The organism is Paenibacillus sp. MSJ-34 (assembly GCF_018918005.1).
In the GTDB taxonomy this organism is placed as follows: domain Bacteria; phylum Bacillota; class Bacilli; order Paenibacillales; family Paenibacillaceae; genus MSJ-34.
This window is the reverse complement of sequence record NZ_JAHLPR010000041.1, coordinates 1-21,064: the sequence shown is the minus strand read 5'-3', so window position 1 is coordinate 21,064 and position 21,064 is coordinate 1. Positions and strand designations below refer to the sequence as shown.

The following is a 21,064-nucleotide window of genomic DNA, read 5'->3' as shown; positions in this document are numbered from 1 at the left end:
CCTAAGCGATGAATGGTTCTATTTTTGCAAAAGTGTATTCGACAGTGTTAACGCACAGCGTTCGAACGAATCGTATTGCAGTTAACGTTCGCCGAGCAATTCCCGGCGCATGCGGTTCGCCCGGCCGTGACCGGGATCCGCGGATAACGCCAGACTGATGGCGGCCAGCGCTTCTTCCTGCCGCCCCAACGCATGCAAGGAATGAGCTTTCTCGCAGTAATAATCCGCATTGGCGGGATTGTAGCCGATCGCGGTCTCGATCTCCTTGACGGCCTCTTCATAGCTTCCCAGCAAGGCGAGCGATTGCGATCGGTGCAAATGATATAAAGGATTGGTCGGGTCGGCCGCAATCGCATTCTCGATCGCCGCGGCCGCTTCCCGATGCCGGCCAAGCGATCGGAGGCTGTTCGCCTTATGGAACGAGAAGTCGTATCGATGAGGTTGCCGGGCGAGCAGACGATCCATTTCGCCGACAGCCTCTTCATGCCGTCCCAATTCGCGCAAGTAATTCGATTTATGATAGCGGTAGAACGTCTCGACCGGGTTCAGCGCGATCGCTTTATCATATTCCTTCAGCGCTTCTTCGGGCTTTTTCATCATCCGCAAGGCGTTTGCCGTATAAAAATAGAAATCGAGATCGTCCGCGTCGGCTTCAAGCGCTTGACGATAAACGGCGAGCGCTTCTTCATACTGCTTCAACTCTCCCAGACAAAAGCCCTTGTAATACAATAAATCCGTATTGCCGCTGTCTGACGCCAGCGCCCGATCGATTTCGGCAACAGTTTCATCGTACCGGCCGGCGAGCGCCAAACGGCGCGCTTCCCGAACGGCCGGCCGATCCTCCGCATACTGCTTCCGCAATATCGCCGCAACCTTGTCTTGCTTCATTTCTTCCGCATGCTGCAGCGCCGATTTGCCGTCGCGATCCGGCATATCAATATCCGCGCCTGCCTCGACCAGCAACTGGACGATATCGGAGTACAGGCGTCCGCCGTTGCCGAGAACGACCGCCTCCAGCAGCGCGGTCCAGCCCAACTGGTTGGCGTGGTTGACCGCAATTCCCGCCTCCAGGCATACTTGAACGGTTCGCAAATAGCCTTTTTCGCTGGACGGCAGCAGCGCCGTTCCTCCAAAGCGGTTGACGCTTGCAATATCCGCTCCGGCAGCCAGCGTCAAACGCAATATTTCATGAAACCCGTTCGCCCCGGCACAGAGGTAAGGGGTTAACATCGTAATATCTCTCGCGTTCACGTCGCTTCCCGCCTCGATCAGCCTTGCGGCCACATCGATCCGGTTGGCTTGCGTCGCCGCCATCAAGGCGGTGCGGCCGTTTGCGTCCTGCGCATGGACGGAGGCTCCTTTGTCCAATAGCCGCTCGACGATTTCCATATTTCCTTGTTCGCTGGCATGAATCAACTCGATATCCCATGATTCGTTATTCATGCGTGTAGCCCCCTTTTTCCGTAAATTCATGATCTATGCAACCTATGAAGCCCCTTAAGCCTCTGAAGCAGCCAATTGCTTCTCCGGGTCGTTGCGGTCTGCAAAATGTTTATAAACGAACAGAGCGGCAACCATCAAATAAGCATATACGAACGGCATCAGCGCTTCCTGCGCAAATCCGACCGTCGGCGCATGGATAATGCCGAAGAGCGACAATCCCGCCGCAATGACGGCGAACGTAGCGGCGCGCAGCGGCCGGTTCAAGATGGCGAAGATGGCGATCGAGCCCCACATAATGCTGCTCGGCGGCGCGCCGTTCCCCAAATGAACCAGACCGTTGTAATAAACGCCCTTCGCGCTCAGCGTATCGATGCCGACTTTGGCCGCCGTCGTTTGCGCCGCCGTCAACACGTTATTGGCCAGCGACAACGCCCAGTTCGCAATCCAAGGGAATAAGGTGATAAATATGACCGGCACTTCGATTTTAGGCGTTTCGCGCACGACTTGGTTCGCCGTTACGACGCCTACGTAGACCAATATCGGAACGATGGCGACGACCGGAATGACCGCCAGCAGCAGCGCTCCGATCCCGAAGAGGGCGATAATTAGCATGGATAAGCCGGATGCCACCGTATACCCTATTCCGGCGCCGATCGATTTCCAGCCTGCATGCCCGATATAGACGGTTACGGGGAAGGGATTGCCGGCAAAGGCGCCGATGCTCGAGGCAATGCCGTTGCCTAGCATGACTTTGCGGGTATTGTAGGAATCGCCCGCGGCATGCGCGCTCTCGATATTTTCCAAGTCGAAAATATAGTTCGCCAGTCCGAGCGGAACGGCCGATGCCAGATAAGGAAGGGCATGCGGGATCCCTTGGAATAAGCTGACGACATGCACTTCAGGCGGGTTGAACCCGAGCGTATGCAGCGCCGCTGTAATCGCTTCCGGGCTTTGTAAGCCGAAGATCCAGGCTAGAGCCGTACCTACCGCCAGCAGGAGAAAGCCTGTCGGTATTTTTTTGAATATCGGAGATTTGCCGAACCAGTTAATAAAAATAATGATCAAAACGACAAATGCGACAACAGGCGTTTCAAAAGATTGCAGCATCGGATTCATGGCGAGCAGCAGCAGTCCGAGACCGGATAAACAGGACAGCAATACGGTTCTCGGAACCATTTTGCGAATAAAGTCGCCGAGGAACGAGCCCGCAATTAAGATGAGCGCTTCGAAGAAACACCATACCAATGCGATCTGGAACGCAAATTGCGCGTTGTTGGTTTGCTGGTATACCGGCAAAATAACGAGAAATGTAACGGTAAAAATGGAGGGAGCGCTAGGACCGGACGGCAAAGCCGTCACGTCGAGTCTCCCGCTTGTCTTGGCAAGCTTGTACCCGAAGTAGCCGTAAGCCATGCTGGCGAGAAAGATCGAGAGACCGAAAGCGGGCACGATTCTGCCGTAGACCATATCGTCGGGAAAACCTACTACAAATAACAATAATGAAGCCATTGTCAACAGATTGGTTAAATTGTTGGCGAGCAAGCCGAAGTAGGCGGCCCAATCGCCTCGTTTCCATAACAATCCCTTTAATGCTTTGTCCATGTCATTGCCTCCTTAAGGTAGGTCGGTGAATAGTAGGTCAAATGCCGGGAATGCGATTCTCTCTCCCGCCGCAGGAGAACCGGCGGCAGGGGAGAGGGGCGATGCCAGGGAATCCGCTACCCGATCCGTTCGCTTAACGCAAGCAGCGCTTTCTCGAAGCAATCTGACGGCGGATGGGTAATGCCGGCGCCGATCATGCCGATTCCCGGTTCTTTATGCGCAATCGCCGTATTAATGACAGGCATAATGCCCGTTTGGACGACCTTGCGAATATCGATGCCTGTCGGAACGCCTTGGAAATTCAAAAGCGGGATCGTGACGTTCGGATTTTCGGCCGTCGTAATTTCCTTCATTTGCGTAGAATAGTTAAGCGCTTCGTCGACCGTTCCGCCGACCAGCGCCACGATCGCCGGCGCGGTTGCCATCGCGAACCCGCCGATGCCGTACGTTTCCGTAATGGCGCTGTCGCCGATGTCGAGCCCCGCATCTTCCGGCTTATAGCCGGCGAACATCGGTCCGACCACCTTCTGGGCGGGGCCGGTAAACCAGACGTTGCCCGGCGCGCCGCTCACGCGGATGCCGAATTCCACGCCGTTGCGGGCCATGGTCGTGACGATCGTGCTGTTCTCGATGCCATGCGCCGCGTCGAGCGCGCATTTGCATAATGCCATCCAAGTCGGCCCGGAAAAGTAATCGCTGCTTGCGACGAATTGGAATACGTCAATTTTGTCCTGCGTGCTGTAATTCGTTTGCAAAATAAGCGGCGTCAACGCCTGGATAAGCAAGGTCGTCCCGGCATTGTTCCGGTTATGGCATTCGTCGCCCATATGAAGCGCCTGCGCCAGCATCAGGCGCAGATCGATGCCGTTCTCGGACAGCTTCATCGCGTCCCGCAGCATAGGGCCGAGCACGTCTCTCATCCAGTTGAGCCGGGCGATGACCGTCTCGTCATTGGCGCCCATCCGCAATATTTTGGACAATTGTTCGCTTAGATTCGTGTAGGCGACGTTGCCATACGTTTTGTTCTCGACGATATGCATGAACATGGAGGCCGAAGTGACGCCCGCCATGGAGCCGACGCAGTTATGCTCATGGCACGGCGAGAACGTAATTTCCCCGGATGCGGCAAGCTGCGCCGCTTCCTCCAAATTGCTCGCGAGCCCTTCGAACACGAGCGCGCCGGTAACGGCGCCCTTCATCGGACAGCTCATACGTTCCCAATCGATCGGCGGTCCGGCATGCAGAATCGTCGTTTTGGTCATGCCCGGCACGACATTGATCGCTTGGTCGAACCCGGTCAATACCGGTTGCGACCGGATAATCCGTTCCACCGCCAACTTGTTGGCCGCTTCGATTTTCGCCAAGATATCGGGCCGTTCCAGCTTGTCGAGCGCGGCGATCAATTCGGGCTTGCCGCCGCCCGGCGGTTTCCACTCCAAATGCGTAACCTTCGTTTTTTGCTTAATCAAATCGTCCTTGAACATTTCCAAACCGACGTTGATGACGTGAAGTTCGCGATCGAATAGTTGGTTAATGTTGTTCATATTATACTCCTTTCTCAACGAAGCCTCTGGCCAGAAGTCCGGCGTTCGTACTGCTGCTGGCATAGGTAACTCCCGCGGCAACCAGCTTTTCCAATTGCTCGCCGACCGAAGGGGTGTCCAGATCGGTGCCTAACACATAGCCGACAATTTCGAGATGCCTTCCTTCTTGTTCGGCCAGCCGCTTCGCTTCCGTAATCGCAGGGAGCATGACGCCGACAGGATCTTCATGCGATCCGAAGCCCAGTACGAAGTCCATCAGAATGACGCCGACCGACGGGTCCTTCGCTTCCCGCATAAATCGTTCGATCCGCGTGGACGGGTCGATCATCGGATGCGGCTTGCCGTTCGTAAATTCGTCGTCCCCGAAGTCGATAAACGTATGCGCCTGGCTCGTATGAATATCGGCAAGCCGGTATTCCGGGCTTTTTGGAATATTGCTGTAGACGTCCGCATATTTCTCCATGGCCAAGTACATCGCCTCGTCGCAGAGCGTACCGCCGCAGAACAATCCGCGGATATATTTCTGCTCCGGCTTCAGCTTGGCTTTGATCTCTTCAATCAGCGGCAGATTGAGCGGATGCTTATCGATCGTGCTTTCATCGACGCCCGATAAAATAACCGCCTTCAGCGCCGCTTCTTTGGTCGTCTTGGCGAAATGTCCGCCCGCCTGAACGACAGCTTCTTCGGAACCGCCGATAAAGCAGACGACGACCGGTTTGCTCATGCTCTTGATTTCGGCCAGCACTTTCTGTTCCACGCTCTTGGCAGGCGGTTTGGAGACGAGTACGATGACTTTCGTCGCCTGATCCTCGTTCAACGCTCTCATGCCGTCGAGCATCATAATGCCGCCTACGCGTTCGCTCAAATCTCTGCCGCCCGTGCCGATCAATTGCGACACGCCGCCGCCGAAATCGTGAATGCGCACGCTCACTTCCTGGCTTCCGGTGCCGGAGGCGCCGACAATGCCGATGCTCCCTTTCCGTACGGCGTTGGCAAAGCATAATCCGGTATTGCCGATTATGGCCGTGCCGCAGTCCGGGCCCATCATGAGCAGCCCGCGTTCATGCGCGATCGTCTTCAACTCCACTTCCTCGTCCACGCTGACATTGTCGCTGAACAGCATGACATGCAGGCCGCGTTCCAACGCTTTCTTCGCTTCACGGGCCGCGTAAGCGCCATTGACCGAGATGACCGCCAGATTGGCGTCGGGGATCGCGCTTGCCGCCGAGTCGAGCGTGGAATACTTGATTTCGCTCGTTCCTGTGCCGGCGTCCTTTTTGTCGAATAACCGCTCGACCTCTTCGTAAACGCTTTCCGTCAGCTCGTCGGATACCGTCTTGACGACGATCATCAAGTCGCTGTTTTTCGCTTCCTCCAGCTCAGGAGTCATTAAACCGACATTTCGCAATACTTCTTTATTCATTTCCGTTCCCATCGCGATAAAGGCTTGATCCACGCCTTCCATCCGATTCGCTTTCGTCGACAACGACATGAGAGAGACGGAATCAAAGTAAGTGTTCTTTTTAATTACAATTTTGGTCGCCATATCTTACCTCCATCTATGTTGTGCTATCAGTTCCAAACCGTGTATCAGTCCCATCGCGATATCCGTTCCGGACGAGGATCCGATGTTTAGCACCGCCTTCAAACTGCGAATCGCTTGTTCCGGATCGCCGTCCGTTAACGAGCGGAGCAGTTCGACGACGGACTCCCTTACTTGGCCGGCCGCCGCTTTGATCAAACCCATATGGCTGATCGGATTCGTCAGCCCGGCCGCCTCGTTTGCGATATCCGCGCAGAGCGGCCGATACCGCCGAAGCGGGCTGTTCGGCAAGTTGACAATGGTAAACAAACCGAGCAAATAATCGTCGCCCGAAGGGGTCAGCCCCGGACCGAGACCGATTAATGTTAGCGCATGGTCCCTTGCGCCTGCCGTATCGCCCTTCGATAAAGCGAAGAGAAGAGAGGAGGAACGTTCCTCCAACCGTTTGGAGACTTCCGCATCGAACAGATTGTCTCGGGCTGCCGCTCGTTTCATGCCGCCGTTTTTGCCTTCCAGTTCTACAAATGCTTTCGCGGCGATCAGATTGCGCCTGAGACGCCGATCGTCGAGCGGATAGTTCGGGAGCGCGCTTTTCCATGCTGCGGCATCAGCGATCGAGACGGCCAGTTTGCGTTCCACGTACAGCATCGCACGATCCGCATAGACTCGATCGCCGGCGGCAATGCCCAATCCGGATAAACGGCCGGCCCGGATCACGATCGTATTGGGCCCGTTATCGATCGTGCAAGCCGCAATCGTGTACAATTCGCCGTTTTCAGTACATTGCACGTTAACGGTTCGATCGAACCGGCTGTGGACGGATCCAAGGAATGCGGAATTTCGTATACGTTGCATGAATGCCGCGTCTCCGGACGTTGCAGCGCTTACATGAAGCGTTCTGTCGACCCGGCTTGCTTCGCGATTGATGATCAGGCGGATTTCCCCTCCTTTGCATGTGATGAAGTAGCTTTTCCGGTCAGGCGCAATTCCTATCGAAAGCCGCTTGCACCTTTTTGGATCAGTGAAATCTATTGCCCGAGCATGGGCGAAGGTGCTAGAATAAAAGCAGATACATGGCAGAAACTTGGTCAGCTCTCTTTACTTTTTGAAAACTTTGTGAAATATTACACAAAATCTTTCGCGGTCTTTCACAAACCGTGCCTGACACCATTATTGTAGATGTTTATCAGCGTAATCGTCATTGTACAGCGAGACTAAAAAGAATCGATTTCCACTGGGCATATTGCACAATGGGGAAACCGAAGGAGCGTGCGATGGATGTTGACGGTAAGAGAACTGCTCAAAATTAAAGCGATCGACGGCATCAAAATCGTTGCGGGGGAGAAGGGGCTGGACAACGAAATTTCGATAGTCAATATTATCGAAAATCCGGATGTCTTCGACTGGCTCACCTCGAACGAACTGCTGCTATCGACAGGGTATATTTTTAAAGACAGCGAAGAATTGCAAAATAGAGTCATTAGAGAGTTGGCGGAAATTAATTGCGCCGGCTTATGCATCAAGATGAAACGTTATTTTGACCGACTTCCTAAGAACATGATCGATTTGGCGAACAAGTACGGGCTTCCGCTGCTGGAATTGCCTTTCGAATATACATTGTCGCGGGTGATCGCAATCATTAACGAGAAAACGAATGCGGATTACGACGCGCTGAACCGCAGATCGCTCGATCTCCATAACGATTTGTTTCGAATCGCCCTGGAAGGAGGGGGGCTCGAGCAGATTTCGGCGGAATTGTCGGATACGATCCGCAATCCGGTCGTCATTCTGGATCGGGATTGGAATTTGCTTCATTATACGGACCGTAAAGACAACGGTACGCCGCTTGCGCAATTTCTGCATCTGGCCAAGAACAGGCCGGCGTTCCCGCTCGCTTTCACGGATACGATCCCTAAATATATCAGCGACATCAAAAAATCGATCAAACGCATGTACTGCGCGAACGGGCTGGAAATCAAATGCCATATTATGCCGATCGCCGTAACCGATTATGTATACGGTTATATTGTCGTGCTGCAAACGGTGCGCGGGTTGGAGGAGTTCGATTATGTGGCGTTGGAGCACGCGGCGACCATCTTGGCGCTCGATCGGATCAAGGCGAGGGAGATTACCGCAGTCAAACTGCGAATCAGGCAAGATTTCTTCGACGATCTGCTTACCGGCAAAATTACATCCGCGGAAACGCTGCAAAGCTTGTCCGATTTGCATGGCCTGAAGGTAGACTATTCCTATTATTGCATTGTCGTTCATATCGAACCCGATGCAACCTATGAAGATATGGTCCATCGCAGGTACGAACTCGAGCATACGGCCAAAAAATGCGCCGATCTCATCTACGGCATGTCCGGTAAAGCGGCAGGGGAGTTGACTTGCTACTACAAGAACAATCAGATCATCGTTTTGATCGGTCGAAACGAGAACAAACCGCCCGTCCCGATCAGCGAAGCGAAATCTTTCGCTCAAGAACTGTACGGCCTGCTTGCCGGGAAAATAAACAACACGACGTTCCGCATCGGAATCGGCCGGGAGTACCCGTCGATCTATTCGCTGCACAAGAGCTTCTCCGACGCCCATGAGACGATCCGGCTGATGTTGAGGTTTAAGGATACGAAAGCGGTCTCCCATTTCGACGACTACGGCGTATATCACCTGCTGGATACGAATATGAAAATTCCGGACATGGAAAGCTTCTTCCTGCAAACGTTGGGAGCGGTGCGCGATTACGATCAAGAGCACGGCGTCAGCCTGATCGACACCTTGGAGTATTACTTCGCCCATCAACAAAATGTAAGCGCGGCCGCCAAAGCGATGTTTATTCACCGCAACACGTTTATTTACCGCATCGACAAAATCAAGGAACTATTGCATACCGATTTGAAAAATGCGGAGGAACTTCTGCAAATCCAGTTGGCGTTGAAAATTTTCCGTTTGTTGAATAAAGGATAGGGGGATAGGGTAGGGGGGATTCGCTCTCGTTATAGCAATTTGTACGATTGCTTTTCCTCCTTTGTCGATATCCCCTTTGTTCAGTCTCATTCCGTTCGTCGACATCCCTTTTGCTCAGTGTCAACCCGTTCGTCGATATCCCCTTTGTTCAGTCTCATTCTGTTCGTCGACATCCCTTTTGCTCAGTGTCTTTCCGTTCGTCGATATCCCCTTTGTTCAGTCTCAATCCGTTCGTCGACATCCCTCTCGTTCAGAGAGCCGGTCGCAACGATTTTGTTGTGAACATGCCGGCATAAACAGCAATCCCATTTCTTGTCCCGGGTTCGCCGGCCAAACTGGCGATTCGTTCTTTATTAACTTTATAGCAATTGATGCGCCCCTCAGGCCTGAGCGAGAGGGATTTTGACAAAAGGCGTAAAAAAGAGGTCACTTCGGAGTTCGCGAGCACGCCAAAAGGTTTTTCGCAAGGTTTACACTTTTGAAAAAACTATTAAAGGTAAAATATGGAGTTAATTTGTTGATTTGGACCGGTGAGAGAGAAATAGCGGTATTTCCTGGAGCTAAATTTGGCAGGTTTGGCAGATGTATAGATTTTCCATGAAATAGCGGTAGTTTTTGGCGATAATGAGGTGATACAGCCGTTTAGCTACAAATTAACGCCGGTTTTTGGAGTTAGTTAGAGTGTGGGAAGTGTAGATCGCCGTGCACCGGTTAGTTAGATTGAGGAAGTGTAGATTGCCGTGCCCGGTTAGTTAGAATGCGGAAGTGCAGGTCGTCACGCCGTGCCCCGGTAAACGGAGCAAAAAGGAGCCGTCAGAGATATTTCTTCAGACAGCTCCTCATTATTTTCCACTAAACTTTATGCAAAATCCTGTAACCGTACGGCGGCAGCGATAATTTAGCCTTCCGCCCTTCGACGGCAATCGCTTCTCCGCTCAATTCGTCGTTCCATACTCCTTCCGGCAGCGCCATGTCGATCGTGCGCGCACGTTTGCCGGCATTCATCGCAATGACGAAATGATCCTGGTCGTTCCAACGTTCGTACACGAGCCGCGAGTCGTTCGCTTTGGCATGCAGGAAGCGGAATTCCCCGTTGCGCAGCGCGGCATACCGATGTCTCAGCGCGATCGTCTGCCGGTAAAACGCATGCAGCTCGCGATCCTGCTTCGACTCGTCCCATTCCATGCATTTGCGGCAACCCGGATCGTGTCCGCCGGTCAAACCGATTTCATCGCCGTAATAGATGCATGGCGTTCCAAGGAACGTGAGCTGGAACGCCGCCGCCAGCATCATTTTGCGCTTGTCGCCTTCGCATAGCGTCAATAAACGAGCGGTGTCGTGGCTGTCGAGCAGATTGAACGTGGCCTCGTTCGCTTGCAGCGGATAACGGAACAGTTGCGAATAAATATTGCCCGCGAACGTCGCGCCGTCCGTCCGGCCCAGCGCGAAGAAGTCCAGCACCGCGTTCGTAAACGGGTAGTTCATCAAAGCGTCGAACTGGTCTCCTTGCAGCCACATCATCCCTTCGTGAAACAGCTCTCCTAGAATGTAAGCGTCCGGGTTAACGCCTTTCACCGTTTTACGGAACTCCCGCCAAAATTGGTGATCCACCTCGTTGGCGACATCCAGGCGCCATCCGTCGATGCCGACTTCCTCGATCCAGTAACGGGCCACCTTGAGCAAATATTCCTTCACTTCCGGATGCTCCGTATTAAGCTTCGGCATATGCGGCTCAAAGGCGAAGGTGTCGTACGTCGGCACATTGTCGATCACTTCGAGCGGGAATTGCCGTACATGGAACCAGTCTTTATACTTCGAATGCTCGCCCTTTTCCTTCACATCGAGAAACGGCGCGAACGTGCCGCCGCTATGATTGAAGACCGCGTCCAGCAAGACGCGAATGCCGCGGCGATGGCATTCCGACACTAATATTTTCAACGTTTCGTTCGAGCCGAAATGCGGATCGACCTTGAAGTAATCGCGCGTGTCGTATTTATGATTTGTCGTCGCCTCGAAGATCGGCGTGAAATAGATTGCGGTAATGCCTAAATCCGCCAAATAATCGAGGTGATCGATCACGCCCTGCAAATCCCCGCCGAAGAAATTATAAGGCGTCGGTTCGCCGCCCCAAGGCTCCGCGCCTTCCGGATCGTTAGTCGGATCTCCGTTCGCGAAGCGTTCGGGGAAAATTTGATAGAAGACCGCATCCTTGACCCAGGCCGGCGGTTGGAATACGTCGCCCGGGTTAAGGAACGGGAATTCGAACAGCCCGAGGTGCATGTCCGGAGCTGCACCGCTGAACCCGCGCTCGGTCATCCAAACGGTCTCGCCCGCATCGCGCTTCTTGGAACGCGTTCCCCCGGCCGGCCGCGCTTGCAGCTTAAATCCGTAGCATAGCCGGCGGAAGGGAGGCTTCACCTCCGCTTGCCAATAATCGAACAGTTCGTCGGAACCGATGATGCGCATGGGAACGGTTTGCATTTGATTCCACGGCAAGTATTTGTCCCCATAGATGACTTCGGCGTTTTGCACGTCCGCACGCTTCGTCCGCAGCCGTAAATGGATCGTTTGCGGGTCGTATGCGTAGGCCCAATTTTGTTTCGGACGATGATAAACCGCTTCTAGGAACATAGATATCCTCCTCAAATGTGTTATTTTAATAGGACGGTAGAGTAGGGCGGAAGATCCAACTGCCCGTCGGATAACTTGGCACCCGTTCCGCTGGCCAGGGCAAGCGTAGAGAATGAAGTATCCCGTACAGCGACCGATTGCCGCTCGCCCGATAAATTATGCAGAACGAGCGCCTTTTCTTGGTTCGTTATTCTTGCATAGGCGAGCACGCTCGCGTTGTTCGCGTTATAAGATACGATATCGCCGTTTTGCAAGACGGCGTGTTCGTTGCGCCATTGAATCATTTTGCGATAATGATGAAGAAGCGAATCCGGATCCTGCAATTGCGTCGAAACCGAGCTTCCCCCGTCTTCATTGTAGAAAGCGGGCATCCACGCCGTTTGTCCCGTTCCGGCAGAACCGTCGTCCGTCTCCGCCCAAACCATCGGTTCGCGAATGCGCTCGTCCGGTTTCATGCCAAGCATGCCGATTTCCTCGCCGTAATAAATAAATGGATTCCCAGGCAGAGTTAATAAGATCGAAGCGGCCATTTTGGCGTGCTCTACCTTTCCGTCCAATTCGGACATGACCCGATTTTGATCGTGATTCGTAAGGAAAATAGCGTCGATAAACGTTCCTTGAGACGATTCCTTGTAAAATTGGTAGCTTCGGCTTAACGTAAACCCGATATCCGACGCTTTCTCCGAGCGGGCGTTCGACAGAATCGTTTTCGCTAGATCGAAATTGAAACAGGAATCAAGCGCTTGATTGAGATAAGGCCCGATCGTAGCCGTCGTATCCCATACTTCGCCGACCAGATAGGCGTTCGGATTGACTTCGTTCAAGCCGGCGCGGAATTCCTGCCACCACGCCTTGTTTTTCTCTTTCACTTCTTGGCTTGCTGCGTTCGATTTGAAATCCTCATAGATATGTTTGGCCGCATCGAGCCGGAAGCCGTCAAACCCTTGCTTAAGCCAAAATTGGCCGATCTTGATCACTTCCGCCCGTACTTCAGGGTTGTCGAAATTCAAATCCGGCATTCCTTCCCAGAACACGCCCAAGTAATGGTCGTTCCCGGAGGAATGCCAAGGGTTCGAGCCGGTAGCCCCGTCGGTGGCAAGTTTCTGTCCCGGTTCGGCCCAGGTGTACCAGCTCCGGTAAGGGCTGTCCGCATCGGCCGCGGCCGCTTGAAACCATGGATGCTCCGTACTTGTATGGTTGACGACCAGATCCATCAGCACTTTGATGCCGCGGCGATGCGCCTCGTCCAGCAATTCCTTCAAATCCTCCATCGTGCCGTATTCCGGGTTGACCTCGTAATAATCGGTCACATCGTAACCGTGATAGCTGGGCGACGGTTGAATCGGCATGAGCCATATGCCTCCAATCCCCAATTCCTGCAAGTAGTCAAGCTTCTCCGTCACCCCCCGCAAATCCCCGATTCCATCGCCGTTCGAATCGTAAAAACTCCGCACGAAAATTTCATAATAGACGGTAGAAGGCTGTTCGTGAAGATCGGCTGCGGCAAGGAGCCCGTCGAAAGCCGGCACATTCCCGGAAGCCGTCCGCTCACTCTGAACACCGACATTTCCTCCGGCGGGTTCGACGTTCGAACATGCGGCGGTCGTAACAAGGATCAGCACAACAGCCCATAATATTGGGAAGACTCTGCGCCCCATCCGCGAATGGCGTCTTTTTGTCCGCCGGTAATTCATCCTTTCGACGCTCCCGCCGTCAGGCCTTCAACAAGGAAGCGCTGCAGGAAAATGAATAGAATCGTAATCGGCAGGGCGATTAAAACGGCTCCGGCAGCGAATGTCGTAAAATTGCTATTTTGAAAATTCGCAACCATATCCCAAAGGCCGACCGCTACCGTCCATTGTTCTTTGGAACGAAGTACAAGGCGCGCAAAAATAAAATCGACCCAGCCTCCGACAAAGTTCGTTAAGGCAACGTACGTGAGCATCGGCTTGGACAATGGAAGCATAATCCGCGCAAAGATCGTCAAATGGCTCGCTCCGTCGATCCGCGCCGCTTCTTCGAAGTCTTTCGGAATCGAATCGAAATAGCCTTTCAATACAAAAGCGCCCAGCGAAGCCCCCGCCGTATACACGATAATCATAGCCGCATGCGTGTCGAGCAAGTTCAATTGCATCAGTAAAATATAAATGGCGATCATGCTCATAAAACCGGGGAACATCCCTAGCACAAGCAGCACCGTTAACGACAACTTGCGTCCTTTGAAACGGAAGCGCGATAATGCGTACGCCGTCATGGTAACTAATAACGTGCCGAAAATCATGCTTAACGTCGTTATTTTTAACGTGTTCAAATACCATTTGCCGAACAAAATGCTTTTGGACGTGAACAGTTCCTTATAATGCGCAAGCGTAAATTGTTCCGGAATTAAAGTAGCGCTAAACAAGGACGTTCCGGGGCGGAAGGAAGACAGCAAAACCCATAAAGCAGGATAGATGCAGCAGATGGCCGCGATAATCAGAAAAACGTAACTGGCCGTCAGCCGCAATGTCGATTTCCCGGTCCGGTTTGATTTTTTCATCGGATCATATCCTCCTCTTTAAATGAACGTGACCTGCTGTAGCTCCAAATGGACAAGGAAGCGATAATTAGGAAAATAATAATGCCGACTGCGGACGCCATGTTGTATTTATTGTTGTTCAGCGTTAATTTAAACAACCAGGTAACCAACAAATCGGTGCTTCCCGCGTACTGGTAATTGCCGTTGACAGGATCGCCGTTCGTTAGCAGGAAGATCACGTTAAAGTTATTGATGTTTCCCGCGAACTGCATAATGAGAATAGGAACCGTCGTAAATAAAATATACGGCAGCGTAATCGATTTGAATTTCATCAACGGACTAGCCCCGTCGATTTCGGCCGCTTCGTACAAATCCTTCGGAATTGCCGTCAACACGCCTAGAATAAGCACCATGGAGACCGGTATGCCGACCCACATATTGACAATAATGACCGTCACTTTCGCCCAGAACGGGTCGGTAAGCCAAGGCAGCTTTTCCAAACCGAAATAGCCTAAATATTGATTGATCGGCCCGAATTGCCCGTTGAACATATTGCGCATGACCAGCAGCGAAATTAATTGGGGAATGGCGTAAGGAATAATGAAAATCGTCCGCCACAGCGTTTTGAAACGGATTCCCGCCTGTTGAATGACGATTGCCACGAACATGCCGCCGAAGTAAGTCGTTACCGTTGCGATTACCGCCCAAATGACCGTCCATTGCAGCACGCCGAAAAACGTCCTGCTCCACGATTTCAACTGCATCAGATTGATAAACGTATCGAATCCGACCCAACTGACCAGCTTCATGGGCGGGACATATTCGGGAGACGAATAGTTGGTAAAAGCCAGCAAAACCATAAAAATGATCGGCATAATCGTTAGGAACAAAATTCCGATCGCAGGTACGGTTAACAATACTTGCGGGAAGTTTTTATCCATCAGACTCGCTATATTTTTACGGAAAGAAGGGGCCTTCCCGCCTTTCTCGCGCAATTTTCCCATATCGTAAGCGTCTTTGACTGCATAAATGTAAAATGCGATAAAGATCAATAACGCCAAAACAGTGATCAATCCGCCGATCAGCAAATAAATGGAGTGGTCTCCAGCCACGTTGACGACTTTTTTGCCGACTTTTTCGAATTTGCTCGGCGTTTCTCCGAGCGTCGCAAGCCCCCATAGCGCATGCCCGAGATTGGCGATAAAATAATATAGTCCGAACGCATCGATACATAGGAACAGCAATCCTTTTATAAACTGTTTATTGTAGATTTGTCCCAAACCAGGCGCGAGCAATGATAACAAGGCTGCTTGCTTACGATGATTGCCCATTCTCATCCGGTCTCCTCTCTAACGGAATCACCCGTCGCCGGAGCGGCAGCGGGTGAGAGATCCATTATTCATACTTAAACTAGGTTAATTTGATGCGCCAATGGACTCATTGATTTGTTTCACTGCGTTATCGAGAGCTTCTTTCGGATCTTTTCCTTCGTTCCAAACGGTCGACATAGCGGCTTTAATCGGATCCCATACGCTTCCCATTTCCGGAATGCTTGGCATCGGCTGCGAATTTTTGAATTGCTCCAAGAAGCCTGCTACGATTTCATCGCCCGTCACGCTCGGGTCGGCCGCAGCTTCCTTATTGGCCGGCAACGCGCCCGTTAATTGGAAGTCAAGCAATTGCGCTTCTTTCGTGGAAGCGAAATGAGCGAACAATCTTGCCGCATTTGGATATTTCGAGTAAGAGTTAACATACCATGCTTTGATGCCCGAGAACGATACGGAAGGTTTTCCGTCAATCGAAGGGATGGGAGCGACTCCGAAATTAATGCCGGATGCGCGAATGTCGCCGATCGCCCAAGGGCCGTCAATATTCATCGCCAGCGTTCCGCCGGTAAATAATCCCTTTTTAATGTCGTACGTCACGTCACCGGATTTGACCGGCAGCACGTCTTTGCTTAACGAAGCGTACACTTTAGCGCCTTGCACGGCTCCTTCGTTGTTCAGACCGATGTCGGTTTTATCCGTTCCGTTGTTTCCGAATACATAACCGCCCGTTGTAGCCAAGAATGGATATTCGAAATAGAAGTTGTCAATTTCCCACATAAAGGCGTATTTATTGTTTTTGATATCGTTAAATGTTGCTGCGAATTCTTTAACCTCATCGTAAGATTTCGGAGGATTCGGCACTAAGTCTTTGTTGTAGAACATCGCATAGGTCTCAATGGAACGAGGATATCCGTACAAAATTCCGTCATAGGAAGCGCCTTGAACCGCAATTTCCGAGTTGGCGCTGCGCGCTTCTTCTTCAAAAACGTCATTAGGAAGAACAAGACCGGCTGCGACCGCTTTGCCCAAATTGTCGTGAGGGAAAAGTACAACGTCCGCACCGAGGCCGGCAGGCCCGTCATTTGTCAGCTTCGTCACTTGATCTCCTGCTCCGACCTCATCCATCTTCACAGGAATTCCGTATTTTTCTGTAAACTGTTTCGCAATTTCTTCCACGAAAGGTCGTTCTTCTTTACTTTCCCATATAAGCAAAGTCGCGCCCGGTTCAGGTTCAAGCCCTTCAATGTCTTCCCCGGCTTCGCTATCCCCGCCTGTTTCCGGTGCCGGCGCTTCCGTTTGCGTTCCCGAATTCACGGGCGGTTCCGCCGACTTTCCGCCGCCGCATGCAGCCAAGGTAAGCACCATTGTAAGAGTTAGAATAAGTACTAGCATTCTTTTCATTTTTCGAACCCCTCCTGAAAATTGTTGGTTTCCTTTGAAACGAATTCGTTTTCTAAGCTAACGATATTTCGCCTTCGAGCCTGTTCGGGAAGAGCAAGCATCTGAAGAAACGCAGCTTGTAAAGGCGACAGCGCTTTGTGCAAACGTTTGTACTAATATGCGGAAAGGCCAACTTTTTTAGCCGAAAGCATAAAGAAAATGACGCTGCAAACGCTATCTTTATGGTTTGATCATACATGATATCGATTGATGTGTAAAATCGTTTGCACAGATGGTTTTTACGGAAAAAACGTATAATTTCTTACCTTTTCTCCCGATTACGGCAAATATCAAATGAATTGAACGAATTTACATTGCTGTTTTCGCGATGATGTGCACTTGCTTTTCGTATTTACATTTCAGCATATTTGCGCTAACATGGAGAAAACAGTTGGTTCAAACGGTTGCACTGTGGAGGGATAATATGTCAGTTACGATTAAAGATGTAGCCAAAAGAGCGGGGGTCTCGCCTTCAACCGTGTCTCGCGTTCTTTCGAATCATCCGAGAATCAGCAGAGAAACGGTTGCGAAGGTCAAACGCATCATGGAGGAAATGGGCTACCACTCCAATATTATGGCGAGAAGCCTTGTTTCCAATAAAACTTTTACGCTCGGGATGATTTTGCCTCGGCCGGCGGAGGAGTTGTTTCAAAACCACTTTTTTGCCGAAAATATTCGCGGTATCACGACTCAAGCCTCCCGGAACGGATATGACGTCCTGATGACGTCCGGCAGCAGCGAGAACGATGAAATCGAAGCGATTACGCGATTGGTAAAGGGGCGTAGAGTGGACGGCATTATTTTGTTGCAGTCGCGCAGGAACGATCCGATCGTGCAATTTTTGCAGGAACACAAGTTTCCATATGTCTTGATCGGAAAAAGCGAGGACGTTCCGGAAGCATATTGCGTCGACAACGACAACGTGCAAGCGGCATACGATGCGACTTCGCATTTGATTTCGCAGGGACACGAACGAATCGGTTTCGTCAGCGGGCCGCCTAATCTAACCGTTTCCTCGGATCGGCTTGCCGGGTACCGCCAAGCGATGGAACAGCATAAGCTCCCGATGAATCCGGAATGGATCGTGGAAGTGGAGTTTTTGCAGGAGAGCGGATACCGGGCCATGTCTTTTTTTATGAATCAACCGGAACGGCCGACGGCGTTGGTTGTCATTGACGACAGCGTCGCGTTCGGGGTGATGCGCGGATTGACGGAGCTTGGCTTTCGAGTTCCGGAAGATTTGGCGTTGATTAGTTTCAACAATATATACTTGTCGGAGCTTTCGAGCCCGCCGCTAAGCAGTGTCGATATCGGCATTTATCAGTTAGGGTATATGGCTTCGCAATTATTGATCCGTTTAATTCAGAACGAAGCGGTTCAGCCGAACCGAATGATCGTACCGCATCGTTTGGCGATCCGCGAATCGACATTACATCATATTTCGAAACGGAGTTGAACTTAGTGAACACTTACTTGGACAAAAAGCCTTACTTGATCGATGCGGTTATTGGAAATTCCCGTTTTCTCGCCTCTTTGACGAAGACGGGAAGGATGGTACGGTTATGGTGGCCGCATGTTGATATCGCCCAGCATGTCGATACGATCCGCAGCGGAATTCGGTTGGACGGGGTGGGTGGCAAGACGAGTTGGTTCGACGGGGAGGAAGACGGCTGGAAGCATGCCGCCCGATACGTACCTCAAACGAATATATTTGCCGTTGCGGCAAATTCGGACAGATGCCCTATTTCGGTCGAGACTCATTATTATGTCGTGCCCGGGCAGGATATCGTTGTTTTCGATTATCGATTCACAAATCGAGGGACGGAGCCGGTTCGTTTTTCGCTTATTTTTTACAGCTCGTTAATGATCGGGGAAAACCCGTTCTATCATACAAGCCGCTTTGACGATGAGAACGATGCGATGGTTCACTTTCGGCATCAAGTTTTTTTTATGGCTTCGGGTGCAAACGTATGCACAAAATATCAAGCTTGCGATGCGTGGGATAATGCGCAGAACGGCGCTTTAAACGGGAATAACATCCAAATGGCCCCGGACGGAGCGATGGAATGGGAATTTGCCGAGCTTGCGCCGGGACAAACGGTGACGATGCCGGTTTATTTGACCGCCGGCAGCAGTTTGGCCGCCGCGGCCGCTGCGTTGCAGCATGCGAAGAGCCGTACGGCGGATCAATGGGCCGAGCAAACGGCAGCCTATTGGAAGCGATTTTTGCAATCGGCCAAGCCTTGTCCGCTTCCCGGAGTTGAAATAAACGAGCTGTACGAACGCTCCTTGCTGGCGATGAAACTGATGGCCGATGAACAGAGCGGCAGCATTATTGCGGCGCCTGAATTCGACGAACATTTTTCGCGATGCGGGGGATATGCCTTTTGTTGGGGACGCGACGCCGCATTTATTACCACCGCGCTGGATAAGGCGGGATTGACGGATTTATCAACCCGTTTTTACGATTGGGCGTTAACGGCGCAGGACCCAGACGGCTCGTGGCAGCAGCGCCATTATCACGACGGCAGCCTTGCCCCGTCCTGGGGGCTGCAAATCGATGAAGGCGGCTCGATCCTATGGGGCATGTTCGAACATTATCGCGCATTGCCCGAACGGGAGCGGGATTCGTTTGCGCGCAAAGTATGGTCGGCGGTCAAGGCGGGCGCGCAATTTTTGGCCGAATTTATCGATGAGGAAACGGGGTTGCCAAAGCCGAGCAACGATTTATGGGAAGAACGGGAAGCGGAACATACGTATTCCGCCGCCGCGGTATACGCCGGACTAAGGGCGGCTTCGCGTTTCGCCGAACTGATGGAAGAAGAGGAACTTGGCGCACAATGGCGCGCGTCGGCCGGGCGCATATCGGAGAGCATCGTCCGTTCATGTTGGAATGATGACAAGGGCATATTTTACCGGGGAGTAAAAAGGAAGATCTCGCGGGAACAATACGAAGAGGCTTTATCGCGGAATGTGCCGGTTTCGCTTGCGGAAGACGGCAAAGGATATCCGATTTGCCGTTTGCAATACGATGATGTAGTCGACGTCAGTCTTCTTGGCGTCTCCATGCCGTTTGCGGTGATTTCTCCGGACCATCCGTATGCCGTTCGAACGGCCGACACGATCGAACAAAGCTTAACCGTTTCCGGAGTCGGAGGAATTCGGCGCTATGAGGATGATGTATATATAGGAGGAAACCCGTGGATTTTAACCACGCTTTGGCTCGCCCAATACCGTGCCGTCAACGGTCAAACGGCGGAAGCGCGGGCTTTGCTTCAATGGGCTATCGACCACCGCACGGAGATGGGGTTGCTTCCCGAGCAAGTCGATCGCGAGACGGGGGAGACGGCTTGGGTCGTTCCGCTTACCTGGTCGCACGCGATGTTTATTTTGACAGTTCACTTACTGGCGGAACAAGAATGATGTCGGGATCGCCCACGCAATATTATTAGTTGTAACATTTTTTTAATTCGCAAGCTTTAATTCGCAAGCCGTACCCGCAGAATGCAATATGCTCCAGCGCATTGGTTCTGCGGTTTTTTTTGCCGATCATTTCGTAATTTCCAATTGTAAAAAATTGTGTGTTGAAATGCGGCGCGGATTTGTGATAAATTATTTCTTGTCGCTTCGGCGGCGCCAACGAAGTTCAGGCGAAGCTTGAACGGATGATGGTATCTATTCCGACCAACATTTTGGAAGGAAGTAGAAGTTGACTTTTATAGAACGATTTGATATGATGAAATTCCTGTTCGACGTGATTCGACGTTAACGAGTGCGAATGAAGTCGACGGGGTAAGTTCTTTGAAAACTGAACAAATGGATCGCGTTTAATCAATAATTGAGAACGACAAGTTCTCGTCAGCAACGAAATTTTGAGCTATTCGGCTCTTTCATATTCGGTTTTATCGGCTCTGCCGATGGAACCCTTAATGGAGAGTTTGATCCTGGCTCAGGACGAACGCTGGCGGCGTGCCTAATACATGCAAGTCGAGCGGAGTTCGTTTTGTAGCTTGCTACGAAGCGAACTTAGCGGCGGACGGGTGAGTAA

The 21,064-nt window shown here is 51.8% G+C and carries 14 protein-coding genes and 1 rRNA gene; 5 read left to right on the top strand and 10 right to left on the bottom strand.

The genetic code is table 11. The annotated features are described in order from the left end of the window. Positions 1 to 81: 81 nt before the first annotated feature. The 5 genes from KQI79_RS20195 to KQI79_RS20175 form a co-directional block, all read right to left on the bottom strand. Entirely contained in the window at positions 82 to 1,443 is a 1,362-nt protein-coding gene (locus tag KQI79_RS20195) for a tetratricopeptide repeat protein (RefSeq protein WP_253298284.1), read from the bottom strand. A 54-nt stretch (positions 1,444 to 1,497) separates the two neighbouring features. Further along, positions 1,498 to 3,045, bottom strand: a complete 1,548-nt coding sequence (locus KQI79_RS27745) for a xanthine permease (protein WP_253298283.1) — start codon at positions 3,043 to 3,045, stop codon at positions 1,498 to 1,500. 116 nt (positions 3,046 to 3,161) lie between these two features. Beyond that, positions 3,162 to 4,589, bottom strand: a complete 1,428-nt coding sequence (locus KQI79_RS20185) for a YlbE family protein (RefSeq protein ID WP_216540104.1) — start codon at positions 4,587 to 4,589, stop codon at positions 3,162 to 3,164. A 1-nt stretch (position 4,590) separates the two neighbouring features. Beyond that, complete coding sequence (fdrA, locus tag KQI79_RS20180) at positions 4,591 to 6,135, bottom strand: acyl-CoA synthetase FdrA (protein WP_216540103.1); 1,545 nt, start codon at positions 6,133 to 6,135, stop codon at positions 4,591 to 4,593. Between the two features lie 3 nt (positions 6,136 to 6,138). Continuing rightward, positions 6,139 to 6,987 carry an oxamate carbamoyltransferase subunit AllH family protein gene (locus tag KQI79_RS20175; RefSeq protein ID WP_216540102.1) on the bottom strand — a complete coding sequence of 283 codons (849 nt, stop codon included), beginning with the start codon at positions 6,985 to 6,987 and terminating at the stop codon, positions 6,139 to 6,141. 33 nt (positions 6,988 to 7,020) lie between these two features. Between KQI79_RS20175 and KQI79_RS20170 the strand changes: the two genes are divergently transcribed. Continuing rightward, entirely contained in the window at positions 7,021 to 7,311 is a 291-nt protein-coding gene (locus tag KQI79_RS20170) for a hypothetical protein (protein ID WP_216540101.1), read from the top strand. Positions 7,312 to 7,410: 99 nt separating this feature from the next. After that, positions 7,411 to 9,099, top strand: a complete 1,689-nt coding sequence (locus KQI79_RS20165) for a PucR family transcriptional regulator (protein WP_216540100.1) — start codon at positions 7,411 to 7,413, stop codon at positions 9,097 to 9,099. 852 nt (positions 9,100 to 9,951) lie between these two features. On the opposite strand, the gene KQI79_RS20160 is transcribed toward KQI79_RS20165, so the two are convergent. The 5 genes from KQI79_RS20160 to KQI79_RS20140 all read right to left on the bottom strand — a co-directional run bounded on the left by KQI79_RS20160 (position 9,952) and on the right by KQI79_RS20140 (position 16,977). Then, complete coding sequence (locus KQI79_RS20160) at positions 9,952 to 11,730, bottom strand: alpha-glycosidase (protein WP_216540099.1); 1,779 nt, start codon at positions 11,728 to 11,730, stop codon at positions 9,952 to 9,954. 20 nt (positions 11,731 to 11,750) lie between these two features. Next, positions 11,751 to 13,424, bottom strand: coding sequence for an alpha-amylase family glycosyl hydrolase (locus KQI79_RS20155; protein ID WP_253298282.1), 1,674 nt, complete (start codon positions 13,422 to 13,424; stop codon positions 11,751 to 11,753). Further along, complete coding sequence (locus KQI79_RS20150; RefSeq protein ID WP_216540098.1) at positions 13,421 to 14,269, bottom strand: sugar ABC transporter permease; 849 nt, start codon at positions 14,267 to 14,269, stop codon at positions 13,421 to 13,423. The genes KQI79_RS20155 and KQI79_RS20150 overlap by 4 nt, the downstream gene beginning before the upstream one ends. Continuing rightward, positions 14,266 to 15,579: a carbohydrate ABC transporter permease gene (locus tag KQI79_RS20145; RefSeq protein WP_216540097.1), complete on the bottom strand. Its 1,314-nt coding sequence runs from the start codon at positions 15,577 to 15,579 to the stop codon at positions 14,266 to 14,268. Before KQI79_RS20145 ends, KQI79_RS20150 begins: the two co-directional genes overlap by 4 nt. Positions 15,580 to 15,663: 84 nt before the next feature. Then, positions 15,664 to 16,977, bottom strand: coding sequence for a sugar ABC transporter substrate-binding protein (locus KQI79_RS20140; RefSeq protein WP_216540096.1), 1,314 nt, complete (start codon positions 16,975 to 16,977; stop codon positions 15,664 to 15,666). Between the two features lie 463 nt (positions 16,978 to 17,440). On the opposite strand from KQI79_RS20140, the gene KQI79_RS20135 reads away from it, so the two are divergent. The 3 genes from KQI79_RS20135 to KQI79_RS20125 form a co-directional block, all read left to right on the top strand. Next, a complete protein-coding gene (locus tag KQI79_RS20135; protein ID WP_216540095.1) occupies positions 17,441 to 18,472 on the top strand; it encodes a LacI family DNA-binding transcriptional regulator in 1,032 nt (343 codons plus the stop codon). A gap of 5 nt (positions 18,473 to 18,477) precedes the next feature. Further along, positions 18,478 to 20,439 (top strand): glycoside hydrolase family 15 protein, encoded by a 1,962-nt coding sequence (locus tag KQI79_RS20130; protein WP_367398216.1) that lies wholly within the window; start codon positions 18,478 to 18,480, stop codon positions 20,437 to 20,439. Positions 20,440 to 20,942: 503 nt separating this feature from the next. Beyond that, positions 20,943 to 21,064 (top strand): 16S ribosomal RNA (locus tag KQI79_RS20125); the annotation flags it as partial.